The organism is Serratia bockelmannii (genome assembly GCF_051803255.1).
GTDB classification, from domain to species: domain Bacteria; phylum Pseudomonadota; class Gammaproteobacteria; order Enterobacterales; family Enterobacteriaceae; genus Serratia; species Serratia bockelmannii.
This window is the reverse complement of sequence record NZ_CP196512.1, coordinates 2730407-2755654: the sequence shown is the minus strand read 5'-3', so window position 1 is coordinate 2755654 and position 25248 is coordinate 2730407. Positions and strand designations below refer to the sequence as shown.

The following is a 25248-nucleotide window of genomic DNA, read 5'->3' as shown; positions in this document are numbered from 1 at the left end:
AGGCGCCCTGATTGTTTCCACCGCGGTAGCGATCACTTCTGGTCGAGCAAATGGCCCATTTTGGCGGCCTTGGTGGCCAGATAGCGTTCGTTCTTCGGATTGCGGCCGACGATCAGCGGCACGCGCTCGCTGATATTGATACCGGCTTCGGTCAGGATCTCGACCTTTTTCGGGTTGTTGGTCAGCAAACGCACCGCGTCGACGCCCAGCAGTTTGAACATATCGGCGCACAGGGTGAAGTCGCGCTCGTCGGCGGCGAAGCCGAGCTGATGGTTAGCTTCCACGGTGTCTGCGCCCTTATCCTGCAGGGCGTAGGCGCGGATCTTGTTCAACAGGCCGATATTGCGGCCCTCCTGGCGATGATAAAGCAGGATGCCGCGGCCTTCTTCGGCGATCTGTTCCAGTGCGGCTTCGAGTTGAAAACCGCAGTCGCAGCGCAGGCTGAATAAGGCGTCACCGGTCAGACATTCGGAATGCACGCGTGCGAGTACCGGCACTTCGCCGGAAATATCACCGAATACCAGTGCCAGATGGTCATGCCCGGTCGCCAGTTCTTCGAATCCTACCATCAGGAAATCGCCCCAAGGTGTCGGCAGTTTAGCCTCTGCCACCCGTTTAAGCTGCATGTCATTCTCCACAAAAACCTACGATTCAATCATTGTCGCGCATCCTAAGTCCGGTTCAGTGAATTGACCAAGACTAAAACGTGCTACGCCGATCTCTATTTCGTTAATTATCGGCTATTTTGCCACAACTTCTTGCCGGGCGGTGCTCAGCAAACCAGCAGATGGCGTTTTCTGGCCACCTATTATTGCGATAGGTTGCCTATCTGTTTAATTTTTCGCGTGTTATCAATATTGCACTCTTGTTACACTGCAGCCTGATTCACGCAGAGGAAAACGGGAATGTATGAGATAGCAAAACGCACGGCGGGCGGCGCGTTGCTGCTGCTGTTGATGCCGCTGATAGTATGGGCATCCGGCTGGCACTGGCAGCCTGGCGGCAATGATCGGCTGCTCAAAGCGCTGTACTGGGTGACCGAAACCGTGACCTCGCCGTGGGGTATTCTGACCAGCGCTATCCTTTGCGGCTGGTTTTTGTGGTGCCTGCGCTTTCGGTTGAAGGCGGCCATCGGTCTGGCAATCCTGCTTTCAGCCGCGTTGGTGATTGGGCAGGGGGTCAAATCGTTGATCAAGGATCGGGTGCAAGAACCGCGACCGTTTGTGGTATGGCTCGAGCAAACCCACGGTGTGGACGGAAAATATTTCTATTCGCTGCACCGCAAAGAGCGCAGCGCGCTGGTGCGCGAGCAGTTGCAAGACCAGACGCTGGTGCCGAACTGGCTGCGCAAGCACTGGCAGTTTGAAACCGGCTTCGCTTTCCCGTCGGGGCATACGATGTTCGCCGCCACCTGGGCACTGTTGGGCGTAGGGCTGCTGTGGCCGCGCCGCCATTATAAAACTGTCGCGCTGCTGATGGTGTGGGCAACGGGTGTGATGGGCAGCCGTCTGCTACTGGGTATGCACTGGCCGCGCGATCTGGCAATGGCCACGTTGATCAGTTGGTTGCTGGTGGTGATCACCTGCTGGCTGGCGCAGCGTTGGTTCGGTCCGCTGACGCCGCCGCCGCAAGAGCAGCAGGAAATCGCGGCGCGCAAGCCGGAATAATCACTTCTTTCACAGGCGCCGTTCAGGCGCCTGCCACCAAGACCTTAACGCCTACCTTTTCAAATGCCTGCAGTGCGGAATCGCCAATTCCGTTGTCGGTAATCAAATAGTCGATATGCTGCCAGTCACAAGGCAGCGCAAACATTGAAACCTTATCGATCTTGCTTGAGTCGGCCACCACATACACCGTGTTGGCTGCATTGATCATCGCCATTTTCAGTTTGATGTCGGTTTCGCTTGGGAAACTGAGCCCGTGGCGGGGCGAGATGCAGGCCGTCGCGAGGAACAGCTTTTGCGCCAGCACGTTTTCGAAGAAGCTGGCGGCTTTGTCCCCGGAGGTGGAGAGCGTGGGGAATTTGAATGAGCCCCCGGTCAGCAAAATATTCACACCCGGTTCGCCGCCCAGCTGCAGTGCAATATTGACGCCGGTGGTGATAACGGACAGTTTCTTTATGTGATTCAGGTGATTGGCGATAGCCGTGGTGGTGGTGCCCGAATCAAGAATGATGGTGTCGCCGGGCTCGATAAAACCGGCGGCGAGCTTGCCGATGCGATCTTTGGCGGTCAGGTTAACCTGGCGTTCCAGCAGCATGGCATGAGTATTTTGCTTGCCATCAACCAGGGTTGCACCACCGTGGAAGCGCTGCACATAGCCTTGCTGCTGCAGGACGCGCAGATCGGTACGAATGGTCGCCTCGGTCAGCTTGAAGGTATCGGTAAGCATTTTGACCGTCGCCGAGCCGTCTTCGCGGATCATGTCGAGGATCTTTTCGCGCCGTTGCTGCATTTCCGCCAGCTGTTCGCTTTTGCTTTTCAATCGAAAGACTCCTGCACCTATCAGTACCTGTCAGTTCCCGCCACGCGGTTTGCTACGGCAACTCCTTATTGATGCGCTGAATTTTAGCTCGCGATTATTGATAAAGCCACGGATAAACTGCATTGGTTTTTGTTCGAAAATCAATGGAGTCCAATGAAATCAACGGTAAAAACTAAATCAAATTCGGTGATTTTACTTTATATTATTGTTATTTATTGGTTTTTTTTGATTCTCTGATTCTCTGATTCTCTGATTGTCTGATAAGCGCTTTTGCTTGAAATTTGATCTTGCCCACATTAATTATCGTTTTTGCTGCATATGATTTCCATTCGAAAATCAATGGCGAGTTAACGGATCAATTTCGATGCGATAACGATAATCAGGGCGCTTATGCAGAGGTGACGATGGACTTTCAGACGATTAAAAACACGGCACGCCAGGCGCGCCGATATGTGGTGACCATGAACCATAAGGCAGGCAAGGGCCATACCGGCGCCGATCTGTCGGAGATCGACATCATCTGCACCTTGTATATGGCGGTGATGGATCGCAGCAATGCCCGGCCCGATCAGGATCGGTTCATTTTGTCTAAAGGGCATGGCGCCGGCGGTTTCTACTGCAGTTGCGCGGCGATGGGCTTGCTGGATCCTGCGGTGCTCGATCAGTTCATGGGCGACGACACCTTGTTGGCCGGGCATCCGGTGCGGCAGAAGCTGCCGGAGCTGGTGGAGATTAACTCTGGCGGTTTGGGGCATGGGCTGCCGATCGCCGTGGGGCTGGCGCTGGGCAACAAGCTGGCGGGGCGTGCGCATCGCCGCGCTTTCGTGTTGCTGGGCGACGGCGAACTGGCAGAGGGTTCCAATTGGGAGGCGGCGATGGCGGCCAGCAAATTTAAGCTGGATAACCTGATTGCCATCGTCGATCGCAACCGGCTGCAACTGGCGGGAAAGACAGAGGCCATCATGCCGCTGGAACCGTTGGCGGAAAAATGGCGCGCTTTCGGCTTTGAAACTCTGGAATGTGACGGCCACGATCCGGCGGCGCTGGTGGCGGCGATCCAACGCCCGAGCCAGGACAAGCCGCGAGTGATTTTGGCCAATACCGAAAAGGGGCACGGCGTGTCGTTTATGGCTAACGTTGCCGCCTGGCATCACGCGGTACCGGACGAACAACAGCTGGCGCAGGCGCTGGCGGAACTGGAGGGGTAAACATGCAGGATTTACGCGATGCGGTGGTAACGGCGTTGATCGAACAGCAACGGGCGGGTGCGGATCTGAGCGTGATGGTGGCGGATTCCACGTCCACGTCGAAAATCGCGCCCTTTGAGCAGGCTTATCCGGAGCGGGTGGTGAACGTCGGTATCGCCGAGCAGAACATGGTAGGCATGGCCGCCGGCATGGCGCTCAGCGGCCGCACGGTCTTTACCGCCAACGCGGCACCTTTCCTTTTCGCTCGTTCTAACGAACAGATGAAAAACGATGTTTGCTACACGGAGACCAACGTGAAAATGCTCGGCCTGAATGCCGGATTCGGCTATGGGCCGCTGGGGGCGACGCACCATTGCATGAACGATATCGCCATTGCCCGCACGCTGGGCAATCTCTGCGTCTATGCGCCTGCGGATGCGCGGCAAGCGGCAGAGATTGTCCGTTATGTTATCGCACAACCCGGCCCAGCCTATATCCGTATGGACAGCGACAAGTTGCCGGTGTTGAACGCGGATTACCAATTCCGTCCGGGAGAGCCGGAGGTGTTGCACCAGGGGGAAGATAACCTGGTGTTCTGTTTGGGCACGGTGGCTCATGAGGCGATGAAGGTGCTGGCATTGGGCGATAACCCGACCATTGTCTCTCTCCCTTCGCTCTGGCCACTCAATGAGGCGGCGGTAGTGGCGCTAATGCGCTCGCACCGCCGGGTGCTGACCATGGAGGAACATGCGCTCAGCGGTGGTTTAGGCACCATCATCGGTGAATTGTTGCTGCGGCATCAGCTGCCGCGGCCGTTTACCGCGCTGGGCGTGCCGGCTTACGAATTTACCCACAGCAGCAGCCGGGCGGCGCTGCGGCGGCAATACGCCATCGATGCGGCAGGATTGCATGCACAGTTAACGCAATAGGGGGATGCGATGGAGCGGAACGAATATGACGTTAATTTACGCTACGGTGTCGATAGCCGGATGTCGCTGGCAGGGAAGGTTGCGGTAATCACCGGCGGTTTGGGCGGCATCGCGATGGCAGCCAATCGCCTGCTGTTGGAAAAGGGCGCGCGCCTGGTGTTGATGTATCCGGCCTTTGAACAAGACAAGGCCGCGGCAGCGCTGCGAGAGTTGGGCGATGAACAGGTGTTCTGTCAGGTGTGCGACGTGACCGAACCCGACTCGGTGGCTGCCGCCTTCAACGCGGCTGAGCGGCGCTTTGGCCGGCTCGATATCCTGGTCAACTGCGCCGGCTACGTTAATTTGCAGCCGGCGACAGAAGTCACGCTCGAGGAGTGGCAGCGCCATCTGGCGGTCAATCTCACCGGGCCTTTCCTGTGCTCACAAGAACTGGCGCGCCGCGCGATAACCGCCGGCCACGGCGGGAAAATCATCAACATCGCGTCGCAGGCGGCTTCCATCGCCATTGACGATCACTGTGCTTACACCTCCGCCAAGGCGGGGCTGCTAGGCATGACCAAGGTGATGGCCAAAGAGTGGGCGCCGCACGGCATCACCGTCAATACGTTATCGCCCACCGTGGTGCTGACGCCTATGGGAGAGAAAGCCTGGCGAGGCGAAAAGGGCGAGGCGATGAAAAAGCTGATCCCACTGGGGCGTTTTGCTTATACCGATGAAATCGCGGCGGCGATCCTGTTTTTTGCCAGCAACGGCAGCGACATGATTACCGGCGCGGACCTGATGATCGACGGCGGTTTTACCATTTGGTAAGCGGCAACCGCAGCGATCGCCAACACCAGACGATGTTCAACACAACGATAAGAGAACACCATCATGAGAAAAATAGCCACTTACCTTACCCTGCTCACCGGTTTTGCCTTCACCTCTGCCATGGCGGCGGAAAAGGGCACGATCGCCATCCTCGTCAACTCATTGGACAACCCTTATTACTCCGCGGAAGCCAAGGGGGCCGAGGCCAAAGCCAAGTCTCTCGGCTATCAGACGCTGGTGCTGTCGCACGGCGAAGACGTTAAGCGCCAGGGAGAGCTCATCAGCCTGGTTATCGGCCGTAAGGTTCAGGGCATCATTTTGGATAACGCCGATTCCCAGGCCAGCGTCGCCGCCGTACAGCAGGCGAAAAACGCCGGCATTCCAGTGGTGCTGATCAACCGCGAGATCCCGGTTGATGGCGTGGCGTTGGCGCAGATCACCCATAACAACTTCCAGGCCGGCTCGGACGTCGCCAACCAGTTTGTGGAAAAAATGGGGGAAACCGGCAAATACGCCGAGCTGACCTGCAACCTGGCGGACAATAACTGCGTTACGCGTTCGCAGTCGTTCCACAACGTGATCGACCAATATCCTGAGATGGTCAGCGTGGCGCGTCAGGATGCCAAGGGTAATCTGCTGGAGGGGAAACGCATCATGGACAGCATTTTGCAGGCGCATCCGGACATCAAGGGCGTGATCTGCGGCAACGGCCCGGTGGCGCTGGGCGCAGTGGCGGCGCTGAAGGCCGCTGGCCGGCAGGATGTCACCGTGGTGGGCATCGACGGCAGCAACGATGAACGTGACGCCATTCTTAACGGCAACCTCTACGCCAGCGTGATGTTGCAGGCGCAGGCTATCGCTGCGCAGGGCGTTGAAATCCTCGACGGTTATTTCCAATCCGGCAGCTATACCGGCAAGGAACGCGTGATGTTCCGCGGCATCCTGATCGGCAAAGACAATGCGCAACGGGTCAGTGACTTCAACTTCAAACCGTAACCCGCGCTGAGCGGCGTCTTTCACCACCCCGTCCTGGTGGCGGGGTGCGATCGGAGGTGTTGTTATGTCGATGCGCATTGCGTTGACCGTCATCGTCGTCCTGACGTTGAGCGGTTGCCGTATCGTCTCGGAGAAAAAGCTGGCGGAGCTTCGCTCCCCGGTGAATCCACATGTGGCGCAGGCAGCGGAGATTTACCGCAGCAAAATCGCCCCGCAAACGGTCAAAACGGCGCAGCCGCTGGGCGAGCTGATCGCCCGGATCGCCCAAGCCAAGGATTTTGACAGCGCTTGCGGCCTGCTGGGGTACCGTGCTCAACCGGAGTTTCCTTGTTACTTCAACGTCAAGGTCAGTGGTGAAGTCGCGGCGGTCAACACCCGCTCGCGCAGCGGAAAATTAACGCTCGCACTGACCGATGCGCCGCTCAGCAGCGTGGAGGTGCAGATCGGGCCGGTCTACCGCGGTACGGCGTTACGCGACAGCTATCGCGGCCTGAGCTACAGCGATTTCAATGATCAAGCGCTGTTCGGCGATTTTGCCAGGGCGATTAACCAGGCTTCGATCGACGAACTGACCGGATCCCAGCCCAAGGTGGGTGACCACATTACCGTGTATGGCGTATTCAGCAGCTGGCAGGCACCTGCCGAGCCGCTGTTGATCACGCCGGTGCGCATTCAACCTTAAGGGGGCGTGATGAGCGATCCGATCATTATTCAAACGCGCAACGTTTCGCGTCTCTATCCGGGCGTCACCGCGTTGGATAGCGTGAGTTATCAAGTGTTTCGCAACCAGGTCAACGTGCTGATCGGCGAGAATGGCGCCGGCAAGTCGACCATGATGAAGCTGCTGGCGGGGGTGGAAACCCCGTCCTCCGGCACTATCGAGCTGGAGGGGAAAGCGGTGACGTTAACCTCCACGCAGCAGGCGGAGCGGCTCGGGATCAGCATTATTTTTCAGGAGCTGAACCTGTTCCCCAACATGTCGGTCATGGACAACATTTTTATGGCCAACGAGTTCTTCCAGCGCGGCCGTATCAATGTGGACTATCAGTATCAGCTGGCCAAATCCTTGCTGCAGCGGCTGGAGTTGGATATCGATCCGCATACGCCGTTGGGCAGCCTCGGTATCGGTCATCAGCAGCTGGTTGAAATTGCCCGTGCCCTGGCGAAGGACACCCGGGTGCTGATCATGGATGAGCCGACGTCGGCGCTGAGTCAGGCCGAAGTGCGCACGCTGTTTCGGGTGATCGCCGATCTGAAAAAACGCGGCGTCACCATCATCTACATTTCTCACCGACTGGAAGAGCTGATGGAGATTGGCGATCGCATCACGGTGTTTCGCGACGGGCGTTTTGTTGCCGCCGAACCGGTCAGTAACGTCAGCATTCCGTGGATCATCGAAAAGATGGTGGGGGAAAAGAGCAAGCACTTTGATTATTGCGCGGCAGAACAAGGGGATGAAGTGTTGAAGGTCGAACAGCTGACGCTGCCGCGTGAAAACGGCGGCTATTGCCTTAACGACGTCAGTTTTTCACTGCGCAAAGGGGAAGTGATCGGCATTTATGGCCTGCTGGGGGCCGGCCGTACCGAACTGTTCAAAGTGCTCAACGGCGTGATGCGCCAGACGGCAGGTCGCATTTTGCTCAATGGCAAAAGCGTGGAGCGGCTGGGATTCCGTCAACGCATGGCGTTGGGCATGGCGCTGGTGCCGGAAGACAGGCAGGCGGAGGGGTTGGTGCAGATGATGTCGATCAAGGCCAACATGACCCTGGCCAGCCTGGGACGTAATGCGCTACGGCCGTTGGCGTCGGCCGGGGAGTGTACGTTGGTCGATGGCATGATCGAAAAACTGGCGATCAAGGTCAGTGACCGGGAGCTGCCAATTACCAGCCTGAGCGGCGGCAATCAGCAGAAAGTGGTGTTGGGCAAGGCGCTGCTGACCGGGCCGCAGGTGGTGTTTCTTGATGAGCCGACGCGCGGAATTGACGTCGGTGCCAAAACGGACGTTTACCACCTGATTGGCGCGATGGCGCGCCAGGGGTTGGCGGTGATGTTCTCTTCATCGGAGCTGGATGAGGTGGTCTCACTGGCCGACCGGGTGATGGTGATGGCGGACGGGCAGCTGACGGCCGATCTGCCGCGTGAACGGGCCGATCGCGAAACGCTGATCCGCGCCTCAACCCCTCATGCATAAGGATAAGGCAATGCAAACCAAGTATCGGTTGTATATGTATTTGCTGCAGGCGCGCACCTTCATCGCCCTGTTGCTGGTGGTGCTGTTCTTCAGCAGCATGGTGCCGAATTTTCTGACCGTCTCTAATCTGCTGATCATGACACAGCACGTGGCGATTACCGGGCTGCTGGCGGTTGGCATGACGCTGGTGATCCTCACCGGTGGCATCGACTTGTCGGTCGGCGCGGTGGCAGGTTTGTGCGGGATGATTGCCGGTGCGCTATTGACCGTCGGTATCCCGCTGTGGGAGGGCAATCGGCTGTTTCTCAACGTTTTTGAAGTGATCGGCGCGGTGGCGCTGTTGGGCGTGTTGTTGGGTTTGATCAACGGCACGCTGATCACGCGGCTCGGCGTTGCGCCATTCATCTGCACCCTGGGGGCGATGTACGTGGCGCGTGGGGCCGCGTTGCTGACGGCGGACGGCAAAACCTATCCCAATCTGGTGGGCATGGAAGCGCTGGGCAACACCGGTTTCGCGGCCCTGGGGGCCGGCACCTTCCTGGGAATTTACAACCCGATTTGGCTGATGTTGGCCATCGTGTTGTTGGGGATCTATCTCACTAAGAAAACGCCGCTGGGCCGTTATATCTATGCCATTGGCGGCAATGAGCCGGCAGCGCGGCTGTCGGGGGTGCCGATCGTCAAAGTGAAAATGTTCGTCTATGCGTTTTCCGGGCTGTGCGCGGCGCTGGTGGGGCTGGTCATCGCTTCTCAATTGCAGACCGCGCACCCGATGACCGGCAATATGTTCGAAATGGACGCCATCGGCGCGACGGTGCTGGGCGGTACGGCGCTGAGCGGTGGTCGCGGCAGGGTATTCGGTTCGATCATCGGCGCCTTTGTGATCGTTTTTCTGGCGGACGGCTTGGTGATGATGGGCGTCAGCGAGTTCTGGCAAATGGTGATTAAAGGGCTGGTGATCGTCACCGCCGTGGTGATTGACCAGTTCCAGCAGCGTTTGCAGAGCAAGGTCATTCTGATGCAGCGCCAGGAAAAAAAAGCGGTGCAGCCGCTGGCTGAGGTGAGCCATGGTTAAAGCGGATTGCATTGTCGCGTTGGACGAGGGCACCAGCAACGCCAAGGCCGTGGTGGTGGATGCGCAGGGTACGATCGTCGCCAGGGCCAGCAGGCCACTGACGTTGCAGACGCCGCAGCCCGGTTGGGTGGAGCAACGGGGCGAGACCTTGCTGGCGGCCTCTCTGGCGGTATTGCGGGAGGCTATTGCGTTAGCCGGATCATCCCGCATTGCCGGTATCGCCATCAGCAACCAGCGTGAAACCGCCATCGGCTGGCGGCGTTCCAACGGCCAGCCTATCGGGCCTGCCTTAACTTGGCAATGCGCGCGTTCCGCCGATTTCTGCGAACGGCTGCGGCGCGATCGGCAGGAGGAAGCAGTGCGTCGCGCCACCGGTTTGCCGCTTTCACCCTTGTTCTCGGCGTCGAAAATGCGTTGGTTGCTCGATCACTGCGAAGAGGGACAGCGGTTGGCGGAGAACGGCGAGCTGTGCCTGGGCACCATCGATGCCTGGCTGCTGTGGCAGTTGAGCGGAGGACAGGCATTCGGTTGCGATATCTCCAACGCCGCTCGCACTCAGCTGCTGAACTTTGTTTCCGGCGATTGGGACGAGCAGATGCTGGCGCTGTTCAATATTCCCCGTCAGGCGCTGCCGACGATCCATCCCTCCAGCCATCTGTTCGGTACGACGTTGGGATTGGACGGCATTGCCGACGGCATTCCAATTGCTACGATGGTAGGGGATTCGCATGCGGCGCTTTATGGCCATGCGCTGGGTCAGGCTGGGCAGGTCAAAGCCACCTATGGCACCGGATCATCGGTGATGGCGCCAATCGCCGACGCGCAATGCGATACGAGCGCTCTGGCAACGACCATCGCTTGGCATGACGGTGGACGCATGCAGTACGCACTGGAGGGCAATATTCCCCACACCGGCGACGCTATCGCCTGGATGCTGGATATCGCCGCCATGCCGTCGGAGGACGAAGCGCCGTTGAGTGAACTGCCTGTTCGCGTGCCCGATAGCGGTGGTGTCTATTTTGTACCGGCGCTGACCGGTGCCGGCGCACCCTGGTGGGATGAGCAGGCGCGCGGCGTGATTTGCGGGCTCAGCCGCGGCACGCGGCGAGAACATTTGGTGCGGGCCGCTTTTGAATCGGTGGCTTATCAAATCGCCGATGTGATCGGCGTACTGCGGCAACAACCGGGTTTTGCGCTGCAGGGGTTGATGGCCGATGGCGGCCCCAGCCGCAATGACTGGCTGATGCAGTTTCAGGCCGATCTGCTGGGTTGCCCGGTGTGGCGCAGCAACACGGCGGAACTGTCGGCCCTGGGGGCGGCGTTGATGGCGATGCGCAGCCTGTGGGGAGCTACCGATCGGCAACTGGCGGCACTGTTGCCTCAACATGATGAGTTTAAACCCGATATGCAGCGCCACCACCAGCTGCAGGAAAGCTACAGCGCGTGGCGGCAGGCGGTACAGCGCACCTTGTGGCGGCCGCAGATGGCCTCATTGATAACAGGAGAACAATCATGAATCGTGACTTCACGGGGAAAACCGTGGTGATTACCGGCGCATGCCGCGGCATTGGCGCCGGTATCGCCGAGCATTTCGCCAGTTTGGGTGCCAATCTGGCGATCGCATCGAATGCGGAGCGCATTCTGACCGCGGCGGAAACGCTGCGCCAGCGTTATCGGGTGGCGGTGCTGCCGGTCATCCTCGACGTTACCGATGAAGCACAGGTAGTTGATTTTTATCGTCAGGTCTGGGAGCGATTTGGCGCGATCGACGTTTCTATTCAGAACGCCGGGGTGATCACTATCGATCGTTTTGACCAGATGCCCAAAAGCGATTTTGAGAAAGTGTTGGCGGTAAATACTACGGCGGTCTGGCTCTGTTGCCGGGAGGCGGCTAAATATATGGTCGGCCAGCGCAAGGGGCGCCTGATCAACACCTCTTCCGGCCAGGGGCGTAACGGGTTTATTTACACACCGCATTACGCCGCCAGCAAAATGGGGGTGATCGGCATTACGCAGAGTTTAGCGCTTGAGCTGGCGACACATGGCATCACCGTCAATGCATTCTGCCCCGGCATCATTGAAAGCGAGATGTGGGAATATAACGACCGCGTTTGGGGAGAAATTCTCAGCGGCCCGGAAAAAACTTACGGCAAAGGGGAGTTGATGGCCGAGTGGGTGGCGGGTATTCCGCTCAAGCGTGCCGGGCAACCCGAAGATGTGGCGGGTCTCGTGGCCTTCCTTGCCTCAGATGATGCCGATTATATCACCGGCCAAACCATCAATGTGGATGGCGGGTTAATCATGTCTTAACGTGACGATGTCACAAAAAGCGCGGCGTCGGATCGGCGCCGCATCAATCGCTTACATTTTCCCGCCATTGCAATCCACGCGGTTGCCCCCATATCCTTATAAATTCGACGTTTTGAGAAGCTTTCTCATCAATTTGTTCGCTAAAGCCGTTTACTGCCGAATATGCCAGCAGATATGTGGTTTTATCGTGCCGCAGGGTTTCCCTGCCGCAGCGGGAAATGCTAACTTAAGGGTTAGGGACGCCACGTTTTGGCATCGTTCATCCGATTCACTCGGCATCGCGGGAAAGAATGTGAGATATTTGCTGATTTTTTTGTTGGTTCTGGTGATCTTCGTGATTTCCGTCACTTTGGGTGCGCATAACGATCAGGTGGTCAATTTTAACTATCTGGTTGCGCAGGGCGATTATCGCGTATCGACCCTGTTGGCCACGCTGTTTGGCGCCGGCTTCGTTCTCGGTTGGATCATTTGCGGCCTGTTCTACCTGCGCACGCGCATTGCGCTGGGCCGCGCCGAGCGCAAGATCAAAAGGCTGGAGCTGCAGCTTGAGCAGCCCGCTGAACCGGCGGCTCAGGCCGTTGTCAGCAAGGAATAACCCTCTATGTTAGAACTGCTGTTTCTGTTGCTGCCCGTGGCTGCCGCGTACGGTTGGTACATGGGGCGCAGAAGCGCTCAGCAGGATAAACAGCAAGAAGCCAACCGCCTGTCGCGCGAATACGTGGCAGGGGTGAACTTTCTGCTTTCCAACCAGCAGGACAAGGCGGTCGATCTGTTCCTCGATATGTTGAAAGAGGACAGCAACACCGTTGAAGCCCACCTGACGCTGGGTAACCTGTTCCGTTCGCGCGGTGAAGTCGACCGCGCCATCCGCATCCATCAGGCTTTGATGGAAAGCGCTTCCCTGACCTTCGAACAGCGCCTGCTGGCGGTACAGCAGTTGGGCCGCGACTATATGGCGGCCGGGCTGTACGATCGCGCGGAAGACATGTTCAGCCAGTTGACTGACGAAGCGGATTTCCGCGTATCGGCGCTGCAGCAGTTGCTGGTGATCCATCAGGCCACCAGCGATTGGCAGAAAGCCATCGACGTGGCGGAAAAGCTGGTCAAGCTGGGCAAAGAGAAACAGCGCGTCGAGATTGCGCATTTCTACTGTGAGCTGGCATTGCAGGCGATGGGCAGCGACGATCTCGATCGGGCGATGAGCTTACTTAAGCGTGCGGACGCGGCCGATAAACAGTGTGCACGAGTATCCATCATGTTCGGGCGCATCTACATGGCGCAAAACGACTACGCCAAAGCGGCAGAGTCGCTGCAGCGCGTACTGAGCCAGGACAAAGAATTGGTCAGCGAAACGCTGCCGATGCTGCAGGAATGCTACACGCATCTGCCGGAACAACAGCACAACTGGGCTGAATTCCTTAAGCGCTGCGTAGAAGAGAACACCGGCGCTACCGCCGATCTGATGTTGGCCGAGATCATCGAGCAGCACGAAGGGCGCGACGTGGTGCAGGTCTATATCAACCGTCAGCTACAGCGTCATCCTACTATGCGGGTGTTTTATCGGTTGATGGATTATCACCTGGCGGACGCCGAAGACGGCCGTGCGAAAGAGAGTCTGCTGTTGTTGCGCGATATGGTCGGCGAGCAAATTCGCACCAAGCCGCGTTACCGCTGCCACAAGTGCGGATTTACCGCACACTCGCTCTATTGGCATTGTCCGTCGTGCCGCGCCTGGTCATCGGTCAAACCGATCCGCGGTCTGGACGGACAATAACGCGGCGGCGCGACAAAATAAAACGGGGCGATTCATCGCCCCGTTTTTCTACGTTCATCGCTTACTTTTTCTTGCCGCCTTTGGCGCCAGTTTTCAACAGCTGACGCAGTTTCTTCAGCTCTTTCTGGCTCAGCGGCTGTTCAATCTCTTCTTCAGTGCTTTGATTGTCGATCTCGCCGTGGTGCAGCTCATCCGCCTTTTTGGTCGGTTTTTCTGCCTTGGCGGCGGGGGCGCTGAAGCTGCTTTCCAGGCGCTGGCACACTTCCACGCTCAATGAAAACTCGTTTTCAGCGGCGGCGGCGCGGATTTTTTCCTTCAGTGCCAGAGGAATTTTAATGGTAAGTGTCGATATCTCGCTCATTTTGAAAGCCTTTCTGCAGGAAGATGCCTTCAAGCTAAGCCACTGGCGATCGGGTGTCTAGTGTGTAATAAAAATTTAATATTTTTGTAACAGTGTAAGGCGAGCAAGATGCGGTTTTTTCAGGCGGGAAACAGAGGCAGGGCCCGAGCGAGCGGGCCCTGTACCGGAAACATTATTTGTAGATGACCGCGGTGCCGCTCAGCATGTTGTTACCACCGGCGGAGATGATGCGGTAGCTGCTGGCGCCCTGGGCATCCGCTTTAGCGGCCAGTTTTTTCTCCAGGCTGCTGAGGGTGGTCGCATGACCTGCGGAAACGACGCCGGTGGCGGTCAGGCTATCGGCCTGCTGGCTGCTGATCGGCTCAGCGGCGAAAGTGGCGAAAGAGGTCAGTGCGATAGCGGCAGCGGCTGCAAAATATTTGATGGTTTTCATAGGTGACTCCAGTCTGTTTATTTAGGAAGGAAGCCATTCGCTTCCGATGTGGTGAATAATAAAGCATCTTGGCCGATTGAAAATCTGATAATGCTGAGTAATTTATTCAAAATATTTGATTGATAATTTACGCATCTTTACGGCGTTTTACGCTGCGTGGTTTATCGCTGGCGCGCTTTCGTTGACGCGCCATGACAAAGGTGAGAGGTAACATGACAGAGCGCCGGTGCGCGCTGCGGCTGGGATTTCTGGCCCCCGGCATGTAGAATGCGGCGGTCAGTTTCGCGGGTGAGTCCCTGATTATGTCTATTTTACAGAAGGTAGAAGAAATGAAGTCTAAAAATAACACTAATAACAATGACTTAAAATCATCTCCAATCGTTGTGGCGTTAGATTACGCCGATAAGAATGCCGCGCTGGCGTTCGCCGACCGTATCGATCCGCAAGACTGCCGGCTGAAAGTGGGCAAAGAAATGTTCACGCTGTTCGGGCCGCAGCTGGTGCGCGATCTGCACGGGCGTGGCTTCGACGTATTTCTTGACCTGAAATTCCACGATATTCCCAATACCACCGCGCATGCGGTCGCGGCGGCGGCCGAGCTGGGCGTTTGGATGGTCAACGTCCACGCCAGCGGCGGCGCGCGCATGATGACCGCCGCTAAAGAAGCGCTGACGTCATTCGGGGCGGATGCGCCGCTGCTGATCGCCGTGACGGTGCTCACCAGTATGGAAGCGGAAGACCTGCGCGGCATTGGTATCGAAGCCAGCCCGGCGGAACACGCCGAGCGCCTGGCGCGCCTGACCCGCGACTGCGGGCTGGACGGCGTGGTGTGTTCGGCTCATGAAGCGCAGCGCCTGAAGGCCGCCTGCGGGCAGGCTTTCCAGCTGGTGACGCCGGGGATCCGCCCTGAAGGCAGCGCGGCGGGCGATCAGCGCCGCATTATGACGCCAGTGCAGGCGCAGGCCGCTGGCGTGGACTACATGGTGATTGGGCGTCCGATCACCCAATCTGCGGATCCGGCCGCGACGCTGCGCGCGATCCGCGCCTCTTTGGCCTGAGGAACCGCCGATGAATGACGATAACAGCCGCCTGGTGTATTCCACGGACACCGGCCGCATCAAGCAGGAAGACGTTAAACCGCAACGCGCCAAGGGCGACGGCATCGTGCGCATCCAGCGTCAGACTAGCGGCCGCAAGGGGAAGGGCGTGTGCCTGATTACCGGCGTCGATCTGGATGACGCTGCGCTCGACAAACTGGCGGCCGAACTGAAAAAGAAATGCGGCTGCGGCGGTTCGGTGAAAGACGGGATCATCGAGATCCAGGGCGATAAACGCGATCTGCTCAAACAGCTACTGGAAGCCAAAGGCATGAAGGTCAAACTGGCGGGCGGTTGAGGCGAATCGCCATGCCGCAGTGCAATGCTGCGGCATGGCTTGAGGCTGTTGCTGCCGGGAGTTAGCCCGTTAACGGCGAAAGAACCATAGACTTAAAGTAAAGCAGACCTGAAATCATCGTTATTCTGGTTAATACGTCAAAGCGCCTCGGCGCTTTTGCCCGCCTGTCGGCAGAGGAACATCGGAAAGGTTATTTGCCAACCTGGTGACCGATGATGCCCCCTACCGCAGCCCCACCCAGCGTGCCCAACGCGCTGCCGTCTGTCAGCACTGCGCCGCCGACTGCACCGGCGCCAGCGCCGATAGCGGTGTTGCGATCGCGTTTGGACATGTTGGAACAGGCGCTCAGTGAAAACGCCAGAGTCAGAGCCAGAGCGGCGGTGGCGAAACGTTTATTGATAATCATCATAATGACTTCTCCTTAGCATTGGCTATATGGAAGTGCCCTCTAAGTATAGGCGCTAACCATAAATCAGGCCTGCTGTTGATTCCCGTACAGTATCGATATAAAAAATGGCACTTTTTGTTAACGGCCGAATAATTAGCAGGTTACGGCCCAAAAGTGACCGAAACTGAGTATAGGTTTCTCTGAAAGGATAAACAGGTAAATAGTCTTAAAATCCCGTTGCACAAGGGAAACGGCGCGCGGCGTGGCCCGCGCGACGCGAGAGGTGCGGTGGCGGCCCGCGTTATTCGTTGACCAGCTCCACCTGTACGCCCTGGCGTTTCAGCTGATGCTGATACTCCAGCGCCAGGCGTGAATCGGTGATCACTCGGCTGATTTGCCCCGGCTGCGCCAGCGGGTTGGGTTGGATCTGGCCGAATTTGCTGGAGTCCGTCAGCACGATATTCTCCACGCCCTTGGCCAGCACCGCGCTGACCACGTCGGCGCGCATCATGTCGCGGCCGGTAAAGCCGGTTTCGGCCTGAAAGCCGTCAATGCCGATAAACGCCTTGTTGAAATGCACCTGCTGAATGCACAGCCGTGTGAGCGGGCCGACCACGGTCTCGCTTTTCTTCTGATACATGCCGCCGAGGACAATCACGTCGCAGTCGGTTTCTTTCAGCAGGTTGGCGATATAGTGGCTGACGGTGATCAGCGTAATACGCTTGCGTTCGGCGATGTAGCGCGCCAGCAGGGCGTTGGCGCTGCCGCTCTCGATGAAGATCGTCTCACCGTCGTTGACCTGCGCCGCGGCGTACTGTGCCAATCGTTGTTTGAGGGTGAAATTGGACATCATGCGAGCGTCGACGTCGTCGCTTTCCAACGCCACGGCGGAACCGTGTACGCGCTTCAAATAACTGCGTTTTTCCAGCAGGTTGAGATCCTGCCGGATGGTGACTTCCGATACGCCCGAGGCCCGCGCCAGCTCATTGACGCTGATCCGCCGGCGATCGTTAACCAACTGCAATATGGTCTGTTGTCGTAAATTCATATCGGCCTGATGATGCGGCCGCCAAGGCGCGGCCGCTAAGAGTAAAAGGTTTAAAGAGTATGTTCTGTGCGCGCAATAATATCATCCTGCGCCTCAGGGGATAATGCGGTAAAGAAAGCGGAATAGCCAGCTACGCGAACCACTAAATCACGATATTGGTCAGGGTGTTGCTTCGCCGCCAGCAGCGTTTCGCGCGACACGATGTTGTACTGCACATGCCAACCGCGATAGCTCTCGAAGAAGGTGCGCAACATCAGCATCAGCTTTTCCCGATCGCGCGGGTTGTCCAGCGTCGCCGGATTCAGCTTCTGATTGAGCAGCACGCCGCCAAGGATCGCCTCGGTTGGCAACTTGGCGAGCGAATTGAACACCGCCGTTGGCCCCAGGTGGTCGGTGCCGGACGCCGGGCTGGCGCCTTCCGCCAGAGGCTGGTGCGCCTTGCGCCCATCCGGCGTGGCCAGGGTGGCGGCGCCGAAGGGCACGTTGGCCGAAATCGATGAGGTGCCGGCGTAGTAGCCGCCGCCGATCGGCCCGCGGCCGAAGCGGGTGTTGCGGTACTGTTTCAGTTCTTCGATGTAGGTTTGGTAGGCGCGCACCAGCAGCCGATCGACCTCGTCCACATCGTTGCCGTATTTGGGCGCGGCGTTGAGCAGCCGCTGACGCAGCTGTTCGCCATCCAGTCCGGCGAAGTCTTCGGCCAGCGCGGCCGCCAGCTGCTGCTGGCCGATTGCCCCTTGGTCGAACACCAGTTTGCGCACCGCCGCCAGGCTGTTACCCAGGTTGGCGATGCCGACCTGCAGGCCGGAAACCCAGTCGTATTTGGCGCCGCCTTGCTTGATGCTTTTGCCGCGTTCAATGCAGTCATCCACCAGCGCGGAGCAGAGGATATCGTGGGCGTTCTCCTCCAGCACGCTGTCCACCACGCACTCGATCTCGATCGACTTGCGCGTGTAGTAGCGAATTTGCCGATCCCAGGCGGTTAAGACCTGTTCGAAATCGGCGAAGTTTCCTTTGGACAGCGCCTGTTCCTGCGGCAGGAAGATCTGCCCGGAGGTGGCATCGCGGCCTTGTTCCAGCGCCGCCAGCAGCACGCGGGCGAAGTTGATGAAGCTCATGCCGGTGCAGCGATAACCCCATTTGCCGCCGACGGCGGTCTCGATACAGCCGATGGCGGCGTAGTCGTAAGCGTCCTGCGGCTCGACCCCTAGCTTGATGAACTCGGGAATGACGATTTCGTCGTTATTGAATGCCGGCATGCCGAAGCCGCAGCGGATCACCTGTACGCAGGCGTCGAGGAAATCGGCGCTCATCCCGGCGTGGTAACGCACGCTGAGGTTGGGCTGGGTGGAACGCAGGCGGCCGCAGGATTCGAGAATGGCGTAGGACAGCGGATTGACCGCGTCACACGGCCGCCCATCGACCCGTTTTTGCCCGCCGATGGTGACGTTTTGGTACAGCGGGCTGCCGGCGGAGGCCTTGGAGTGCGAGCCGGAGCGGATCTTGTTGATCTCCAGCAGCTTCAGCCAGCAGCTGTGCAGCAGCTCGATGGCGTCTTCCCGCGCCAGGTTTTGCTCCAGCTCCACGTCGCGCCGATACCAGGGATAAAGATATTGGTCGAGGCGACCGAAGGAAACCGAATGGCCGTTGGATTCGATCTGCAACGTCAGCTGGATGAAATAGCACAGTTGCAGCGCCTGCCAGAAGGTTTGCGGCGGGCGATGGGCGATCAGGTCGCAGTTGTCTGCGATAGCCAGCAGCTCGGTGCGACGCCAGTCGCGGGTTTCGCGTTGCGCCATATCGCGCGCCAGGCGTGCGAAGCGTAGGATGTGCTCACTCAGCGCCGTCAGCACGATATCGATAGCGTTGAGAAACTGCGCTTTGTGCAGATCTTCCCACTCGGTCAGGCGCAGGCGGCTGCGGCGCGCGTTCACTTTTTCGCGCAGGCCGTCGAGGCCTTGTTCCAGTAGCAGCGGGAAGTTGACCGCCAGATGGGCGTCGCCAGAGGTCATGTTGCCCTCGGCCTTGATGATGCCGGTGGCCAGCAGCGCCTTTTGTTCGTCGGTGAACATGCCGTAGCAGCGATCCTGCACCGTTTGGCCGCGCCACCATGGGCACAGACGGTGCAAAATCGCCTTATTCTCTTCGCTGACCGAGAAGCCGGCGCCCGGCCGGTCTGCCAACTGGTCTATCTCGTTTTCTATCCAGCCGACGGTGTATTCGGGGAAGATCGGCGCGGCGCGCAGCTCGCTGGCCTGGTTGCCGACGATCAGCTCGTCGTTGGCGATCCAGATGCTGCGCTTCGCCAGGTGGTTGGCCAGCGCCAGCGCACGGCGCACCGGCAACGGCCGATCCTGATGCTGCTGATAGGCCTCGGTATAGTGCTGCGCGCGTTCGGTGCACACCGGCGGTTTGACGATGTGGATCAGCGCGTTCTTATGCGCCTGAATACGGGCGCTGAGGGTGGTCAAATCCAATGTGGTCATGGCGTTATCCTCGCAAAATGGCGGTCAGGCCTTTGGCGCCGGCGTACGTTTCGGCGAAGGCCAGCAGATCGGGCGCGTCCAGCGGTGTGCGGGCGGCGCGGTAGGGTTCGCCGAGCAGGTGATACTTGTTGATGCCCAGCGTGTGGTACGGCAGAAAGTGGATCTCCGATACGCCGATCTCGTCGGCGGCGAAGTCGACAATCGCGCGGACAGAGTGGCGATCGGCATTGAAATCGGGGATCAGCGGTACGCGCACGGTCATTGGCACGCCGTGCGCCGCCAGCCGGCGAAAATTGTTCATCACCCGGCGGGCCGAGCCGCCGGTCCAGGTTTTAAAACGCGCTTCATCGGTGTGTTTGAGATCGGCCAACAGCAGATCCAGCCAGGGCAACGAAGGGGCGATGTAATGCCACGGTACGTGCAGACAGGATTCGACGGCGGTGTGGATGCCGGCTTCGCGGCCGCGCCGCAGCAGCTCCGCCGCGACTTCCGGCTGCATAAAGGGTTCGCCGCCGGACAGCGTTAAACCGCCGCCGCTGCGCAGGTAGAAAGGCTTATCCCGCATCACCTCGGCCATGATATCGTCGGGGTTGACCACGCTGCCGCACAGGCTGAGCGCGCCGGTTGGGCAGGCGGCGGCCAGCGCCGCGTAGTCGTCTGCGCTAATCAGCTCGCGTTGCAGCGTGAGCGGCCCGTCGGTGCGCTGCAGCCCTTGCGGACAACGCTCGGCGCACAGCGTGCAGCCGCTCAGGCACAGGCGTTCGTCAAACAGCAGGTCTGCGTGGCGTGAGCGGCTTTCCGGGTTCTGACACCAGCGGCAGCTCAGCGGGCACCCTTTTAGAAAAACCACGCTGCGGATGCCGGGGCCGTCATGGGTCGAGTAGCGCTGCAGATTGAAGAACATGAGTCACCCGTTTGGCGTTGCTGAATCTTTCGCCATTAAAGATGTTTCGAATGAAAGTTGAATTGATTTTGATCAAAAGTTGACGGGGTTTTTGCCCTATGATGATCAGAGTTTGAATCCGCCCACAGAACATGACACAGGAGTCCGTGATGGAGCTTTATCTCGATACCGCCGATGTGACCGCGGTAAAACGCCTGGCGCGCATTCTGCCGCTGCACGGCGTCACCACCAACCCGAGCATCGTGGCGAAGGAAGGCAAGCCGATCTGGGAAGTGCTGCCTGCGCTGCGCGACGCCCTTGGCGGCACCGGCAAGCTATTCGCGCAGGTGATGGCGGCCGATGCGGAGCGCATGGTGGCGGAGGCGTCGCTGCTCAGCCAGCGGGTACCGGGGCTGGTGGTGAAGATCCCGGCAACCGCGGAGGGATTGGCGGCGATCAAGAAGCTTAAAACGATGTCCATCCCGACGCTGGGCACCGCGGTGTACGGTGCCGGGCAGGGGCTGTTGGCCGCCTTGGCCGGGGCGGAATATGTGGCGCCTTACGTCAATCGGGTTGACGCGCAGGGCGGCGACGGTATTGAAATGGTGCACGAGCTGCAGCAGCTGCTGAGCCTGCACGCGCCGTCGGCGCAGGTGCTGGCCGCCAGCTTCAAAACACCGCGCCAGGCGCTGGAATGCCTGCTGGCGGGCTGCCAGGCCATCACGCTGCCGGTGGATGTGGCGGAGCAGTTCCTCAGTGCGCCGGCGGTGCAGGCCGCGGTCGAGAAGTTCGAGCAGGATTGGCAGGGGGCGTTCGGCTCCACGCTGTTAGGCTAAAGCCAGTAAAAAGGGCGCCGCGGCGCCCTTGCTTGATGCTCGGTTCGTTTAGCCGCGGCCGGTCTCCTCTCGCAGCGCGGCGCCGACCTCGTGCGTCGTCGGCTGTTCGGAACGCAGCGCCCGGCGGATCGCGAAGAAGGCGGCAATCAGCATGGTTACCGCCACCAGCATAAAGAACCCGCACAGCGCGGCGTTGATCTGGTTGCTGAACACGATGGTTTCCATGTCTTTCAAAGACTTGGCCGGCGCAATGATCGTGCCTTGCTCGATGCCGGTGGAGAACTTCTTCGCCTGCGCCAGGAAGCCGATGCTCGGTTTTTCGTGGAAGATCTTCTGCCAGCCGGCGGTCATGGAGGTCACGAACAGCCAGGCGGTCGGTAAAATGGTGACCCAAGCGTAGCGCTGTTTTTTCATCTTGAACAGCACCACGGTGCCGAGGATTAGCGCCATCGACGCCAGCATCTGGTTGCCGATACCGAACAGCGGCCACAGGGTATTGATGCCGCCGAGCGGATCGACCACGCCCTGATACACGAAGAAGCCCCAACCGGCCACCGCCACCGTGGTGCCCGCCAGGTTGCCGAACCAGGAGCGGTTGTTGGCCAACTGCGGTACCGCCACGCCCACCAAATCCTGCACCATAAAGCGACAGGCGCGGGTACCGGCGTCGACGGCGGTCAGGATGAACAGCGCTTCGAACAGAATGGCGAAGTGGTACCAGAAGGCCATCATCGCCCGGCTGTTGAATACCTCGCTGATGATGTGCGCCATGCCCACGGCGAAGGTCGGGGCGCCGCCGGCGCGCGACAGGATGGAGTTCTCGCCCACCTCTTTGGCGATCAGCGCCAGCGTTTCCGGCGTGACGATAAAGCCCCAGCTGTTGATCACCTGCGAAGCATTTTCCACCGTGGTGCCGATCAGTGCCGCCGGCGAGTTCATGGCGAAGTAAACGCCCGGATCCAGCACCGAGGCGCAGATCAGCGCCATGATGGCGACGAAAGACTCCATCAGCATGGCACCGTAGCCAATAAAGCGAATGTGGCTTTCGCGTTCCACCAGCTTGGGCGTGGTGCCGCTGGAGACCAGCGCGTGGAAGCCGGAAATGGCGCCGCAGGCGATGGTGATGAACAGGAACGGGAACAGGGCGCCGGCGAACACCGGGCCGCTGCCGTCGATGAAGCGCGAGACCGCCGGCATTTTCATCTCCGGCATGGCGAAGACGATGCCGATAGCCAGGCCGATGATGACGCCGATTTTCATAAAGGTGGAAAGGTAATCGCGCGGCGCCAGCAGCAGCCACACCGGCAGCACCGAGGCGACGAAGCCGTAGATCACCAGCACCCAGGTCAGGGTGGTACCGTGCAGCGTGAAGAACGGCCCCCAATAGGGATCTTGCGCCACGTTGCCGCCGTAAACGATCGCCAGCAGCATCAGCACGAAGCCAATCACCGAAATTTCAGCGATTTTGCCCGGCCGGATAAAGCGCATGTAGATGCCCATGAACAGGGCGATCGGGATGGTGGCGGCGATGGTGAACAGCCCCCACGGGCTGTCGGCCAACGCTTTTACCACCACCAGCGCCAGCGCCGACAGGATGATGATCATCACCCCCAGTGCGCCGAGCATGGTGATCACCCCGGCGAACGCGCCCAGCTCTTGCTTGGCCATTTCCCCCAGCGAACGGCCGTCGCGGCGTGTGGAGATGAACAGCACCAGGAAGTCCTGCACCGCGCCGGCCAGCATGACGCCGACCAGGATCCAGATGGTTCCCGGCAGGAAGCCCATCTGCGCGGCCAGGATCGGCCCCACCAGCGGCCCGGCACCGGCGATGGCGGCGAAGTGGTGGCCGAACAGCACCCATTTGTTGGTGGGCACGTAGTCCAGGCCGTCGTTGTGACGTTCTGCCGGGGTCAGACGACGGTCATCCAGTTCAAATACCTTGTCGGCAATGAACCGGCTGTAGAAGCGGTAGGCGATGCTGTAGCAGGCGACGGCGGCGACCACCAGCCAGACGGCGTTGACGTGCTCGCCACGGCTGAGCGCCAGCATGGCGAAAGCGAAGGCGCCGACCAACGCCACCAGCAGCCAGATAAATCCGGACCTGATGTTTTTCATGAAACAACTCCTTGGCGTGCAGAGGTAAAAATCAACGTTGTTATTAGGAATGACGTTTTAACAGTAGAAGTTTTGCCGCCGAACCGCGGCAGGTCGGATGAGAAATGTGAAGCAGGTGGGGTTTTAGTGTAAAAACAACGTGATGAAACCGCGTTGGCGCAGGCTGTCGCCCACACCATCCTGAGCAGTTATTCATTCTGCATTTTCACGGCGCGCACAGCGAATTATCGTCGTTTTTTATCTGGGCACGGTGTCTGGCGGATTATTATTTTATCTGTCGAGGCGTGCCGAAATAAAATTATTCATGCCGTGTTATACCTTTATTTTCACCCGCAGGCTTAATCATTCATCAAATAAATAATAAAGCTACGAAAGGAATTTAATTATGATAAATAAAATCATCGAAGGGTATTTACCGCAGCTCACGGCCATTCGGCACGATATTCATCAGCACCCTGAATTGGGTTTCGAAGAGTTTCGCACCAGCGATCTGGTGGCGGATTATCTGAGTTCGTGGGGCTATGAGGTGCACCGCGGATTGGCGGGCACCGGCGTGGTGGGTACGTTGCGGGTGGGCGACGGCGTTAAACGCCTCGGATTGCGTGCCGATATGGACGCTCTGCCGATCGAAGAGAACAACGGCAAGCCCTGGAGCAGCAGCGTGGCCAACCGCATGCACGCCTGCGGCCATGATGGTCACACCACTATGTTGCTCGGTGCCGCCCGCTATCTGGCGCAAACGCGCAACTTCAACGGCACGCTGCACCTGATTTTCCAACCGGCGGAAGAGATGCTGAACGGCGGCGCGCGCATGGTGGAACAGGGGCTGTTCGAGCGCTTCCCCTGCGACGCCATCTTCGCCATGCACAACATGCCGGGGATGCCGCTCGGCGAGTTCTTCTTCCAACACGGTCCGTTTATGGCCTCGATGGATCAGTTCAACGTGCGGGTGCAGGGGCGTGGCGGCCACGGCGCCATCCCGCAGCTGGCGGTCGATCCCGTGCTGGTGGCCTCGCATATCACGGTCGCCCTACAGAGCATCGTTTCGCGTAATATCGATCCGCTGGAGGCGGCCGTGATCACCGTCGGCAGCATCAAGGCCGGTGAGGCGGCCAACGTGATCCCGGACAGCGCGGAAATGAAGCTCAGCGTACGCTCTCTGGATCGTCAGGCGCGCGCAACCCTGCTGGCGCGCATTCCGGCGCTGATCGAGGCGCAGGCGGCAAGCTTCGGTGCCCACGCGGTGGTGGAGCACGTTAACGGTACGCCGGTGTTGGTCAACGAAGAAGCGATGACCCGCTTTGCCCACCGTGTGGCGGAGCAGCAGTTCGGCGCCGCCCGCGCGCACTACGGTGCCCGGCCGCTGATGGGTAGCGAAGATTTCGCCTTCATGCTCGATGCACATCCGCAGGGCTGCTACCTGATCGTTGGCAACGGCGATGGCGAAGGCAGCTGCATGGTGCATAACCCGGGATATGACTTCAATGACGGCTGTCTGGCGGCCGGCAGCCAGTATTGGGGAGCGTTGGCGGAAGCGTATTTAAAATAAA

At 59.0% G+C, this 25248-nt stretch carries 25 protein-coding genes; 16 read left to right on the top strand and 9 right to left on the bottom strand.

Annotation, left to right across the window (positions count from 1 at the left end):
* Positions 1-32: 32 nt before the first annotated feature.
* Positions 33-626, bottom strand: coding sequence for a GTP cyclohydrolase II (gene ribA, locus ACSJLU_RS13155; protein WP_025303036.1), 594 nt, complete (start codon positions 624-626; stop codon positions 33-35).
* Positions 627-905: 279 nt separating this feature from the next.
* On the opposite strand from ribA, the gene pgpB reads away from it, so the two are divergent.
* A complete protein-coding gene (pgpB, locus tag ACSJLU_RS13150) occupies positions 906-1667 on the top strand; it encodes a phosphatidylglycerophosphatase B (protein ID WP_049295738.1) in 762 nt (253 codons plus the stop codon).
* Between the two features lie 22 nt (positions 1668-1689).
* Here pgpB and ACSJLU_RS13145 read toward each other — a convergent pair whose 3' ends face one another.
* A complete protein-coding gene (locus ACSJLU_RS13145; RefSeq protein ID WP_025303034.1) occupies positions 1690-2484 on the bottom strand; it encodes a DeoR/GlpR family DNA-binding transcription regulator in 795 nt (264 codons plus the stop codon).
* 404 nt (positions 2485-2888) lie between these two features.
* Here ACSJLU_RS13145 and ACSJLU_RS13140 point away from each other — a divergent pair, with 404 nt between their 5' ends.
* The 11 genes from ACSJLU_RS13140 to lapB all read left to right on the top strand — a co-directional run bounded on the left by ACSJLU_RS13140 (position 2889) and on the right by lapB (position 13756).
* Positions 2889-3692 (top strand): transketolase, encoded by an 804-nt coding sequence (locus ACSJLU_RS13140; RefSeq protein ID WP_166730056.1) that lies wholly within the window; start codon positions 2889-2891, stop codon positions 3690-3692.
* Positions 3693-3694: 2 nt separating this feature from the next.
* Entirely contained in the window at positions 3695-4600 is a 906-nt protein-coding gene (locus tag ACSJLU_RS13135) for a transketolase family protein (protein ID WP_089195944.1), read from the top strand.
* A gap of 9 nt (positions 4601-4609) precedes the next feature.
* On the top strand, positions 4610-5410 hold the full coding sequence (locus ACSJLU_RS13130; RefSeq protein WP_025303031.1) for a GolD/DthD family dehydrogenase: 801 nt from the start codon (positions 4610-4612) through the stop codon (positions 5408-5410).
* 63 nt (positions 5411-5473) lie between these two features.
* Positions 5474-6406, top strand: coding sequence for a D-ribose ABC transporter substrate-binding protein (locus tag ACSJLU_RS13125; RefSeq protein WP_025303030.1), 933 nt, complete (start codon positions 5474-5476; stop codon positions 6404-6406).
* 64 nt (positions 6407-6470) lie between these two features.
* The gene (locus tag ACSJLU_RS13120) at positions 6471-7088 is read left to right on the top strand and encodes a DUF2291 family protein (RefSeq protein ID WP_025303029.1); all 618 of its coding nucleotides are present in this window, start codon (positions 6471-6473) and stop codon (positions 7086-7088) included.
* A 9-nt stretch (positions 7089-7097) separates the two neighbouring features.
* On the top strand, positions 7098-8597 hold the full coding sequence (locus tag ACSJLU_RS13115) for a sugar ABC transporter ATP-binding protein (RefSeq protein ID WP_046898951.1): 1500 nt from the start codon (positions 7098-7100) through the stop codon (positions 8595-8597).
* A 10-nt stretch (positions 8598-8607) separates the two neighbouring features.
* Entirely contained in the window at positions 8608-9672 is a 1065-nt protein-coding gene (locus ACSJLU_RS13110; RefSeq protein ID WP_197771160.1) for an ABC transporter permease, read from the top strand.
* Positions 9665-11188 carry an FGGY family carbohydrate kinase gene (locus ACSJLU_RS13105; RefSeq protein WP_342096326.1) on the top strand — a complete coding sequence of 508 codons (1524 nt, stop codon included), beginning with the start codon at positions 9665-9667 and terminating at the stop codon, positions 11186-11188. The genes ACSJLU_RS13110 and ACSJLU_RS13105 overlap by 8 nt, the downstream gene beginning before the upstream one ends.
* Positions 11185-11982, top strand: a complete 798-nt coding sequence (locus ACSJLU_RS13100; protein WP_025303025.1) for an SDR family oxidoreductase — start codon at positions 11185-11187, stop codon at positions 11980-11982. Before ACSJLU_RS13105 ends, ACSJLU_RS13100 begins: the two co-directional genes overlap by 4 nt.
* A 292-nt stretch (positions 11983-12274) precedes the next feature.
* On the top strand, positions 12275-12577 hold the full coding sequence (locus ACSJLU_RS13095) for a LapA family protein (protein ID WP_342096370.1): 303 nt from the start codon (positions 12275-12277) through the stop codon (positions 12575-12577).
* A 6-nt stretch (positions 12578-12583) separates the two neighbouring features.
* Positions 12584-13756, top strand: coding sequence for a lipopolysaccharide assembly protein LapB (lapB, locus tag ACSJLU_RS13090; RefSeq protein WP_025303023.1), 1173 nt, complete (start codon positions 12584-12586; stop codon positions 13754-13756).
* 61 nt (positions 13757-13817) lie between these two features.
* Here lapB and ACSJLU_RS13085 read toward each other — a convergent pair whose 3' ends face one another.
* Positions 13818-14117, bottom strand: a complete 300-nt coding sequence (locus ACSJLU_RS13085; protein WP_025303022.1) for an Arc family DNA-binding protein — start codon at positions 14115-14117, stop codon at positions 13818-13820.
* A 172-nt stretch (positions 14118-14289) separates the two neighbouring features.
* A complete protein-coding gene (gene bhsA, locus ACSJLU_RS13080) occupies positions 14290-14550 on the bottom strand; it encodes a multiple stress resistance protein BhsA (RefSeq protein ID WP_025303021.1) in 261 nt (86 codons plus the stop codon).
* Positions 14551-14879: 329 nt separating this feature from the next.
* Here bhsA and pyrF point away from each other — a divergent pair, with 329 nt between their 5' ends.
* A complete protein-coding gene (gene pyrF / locus ACSJLU_RS13075; protein WP_342096325.1) occupies positions 14880-15608 on the top strand; it encodes an orotidine-5'-phosphate decarboxylase in 729 nt (242 codons plus the stop codon).
* A 10-nt stretch (positions 15609-15618) separates the two neighbouring features.
* Positions 15619-15945, top strand: coding sequence for a stress response translation initiation inhibitor YciH (yciH, locus tag ACSJLU_RS13070; protein WP_025303019.1), 327 nt, complete (start codon positions 15619-15621; stop codon positions 15943-15945).
* Between the two features lie 190 nt (positions 15946-16135).
* Here the strand turns inward: yciH and osmB are convergent, their stop codons facing one another.
* The 4 genes from osmB to ACSJLU_RS13050 all read right to left on the bottom strand — a co-directional run bounded on the left by osmB (position 16136) and on the right by ACSJLU_RS13050 (position 20768).
* Positions 16136-16354, bottom strand: coding sequence for an osmotically-inducible lipoprotein OsmB (osmB, locus tag ACSJLU_RS13065; protein ID WP_004945176.1), 219 nt, complete (start codon positions 16352-16354; stop codon positions 16136-16138).
* A 280-nt stretch (positions 16355-16634) separates the two neighbouring features.
* A complete protein-coding gene (locus ACSJLU_RS13060; RefSeq protein ID WP_004930631.1) occupies positions 16635-17381 on the bottom strand; it encodes a DeoR/GlpR family DNA-binding transcription regulator in 747 nt (248 codons plus the stop codon).
* A 50-nt stretch (positions 17382-17431) separates the two neighbouring features.
* A complete protein-coding gene (locus ACSJLU_RS13055; RefSeq protein WP_049205491.1) occupies positions 17432-19864 on the bottom strand; it encodes a formate C-acetyltransferase/glycerol dehydratase family glycyl radical enzyme in 2433 nt (810 codons plus the stop codon).
* Positions 19865-19868: 4 nt separating this feature from the next.
* The gene (locus ACSJLU_RS13050; protein ID WP_043140652.1) at positions 19869-20768 is read right to left on the bottom strand and encodes a glycyl-radical enzyme activating protein; all 900 of its coding nucleotides are present in this window, start codon (positions 20766-20768) and stop codon (positions 19869-19871) included.
* A gap of 149 nt (positions 20769-20917) precedes the next feature.
* On the opposite strand from ACSJLU_RS13050, the gene fsa reads away from it, so the two are divergent.
* Positions 20918-21583, top strand: a complete 666-nt coding sequence (gene fsa / locus ACSJLU_RS13045; RefSeq protein ID WP_049205488.1) for a fructose-6-phosphate aldolase — start codon at positions 20918-20920, stop codon at positions 21581-21583.
* 48 nt (positions 21584-21631) lie between these two features.
* On the opposite strand, the gene ACSJLU_RS13040 is transcribed toward fsa, so the two are convergent.
* Positions 21632-23698 (bottom strand): carbon starvation CstA family protein, encoded by a 2067-nt coding sequence (locus ACSJLU_RS13040; protein WP_025303016.1) that lies wholly within the window; start codon positions 23696-23698, stop codon positions 21632-21634.
* A gap of 385 nt (positions 23699-24083) precedes the next feature.
* On the opposite strand from ACSJLU_RS13040, the gene ACSJLU_RS13035 reads away from it, so the two are divergent.
* Positions 24084-25247 (top strand): M20 aminoacylase family protein, encoded by a 1164-nt coding sequence (locus tag ACSJLU_RS13035; protein ID WP_049207447.1) that lies wholly within the window; start codon positions 24084-24086, stop codon positions 25245-25247.
* Position 25248: the final 1 nt, after the last annotated feature.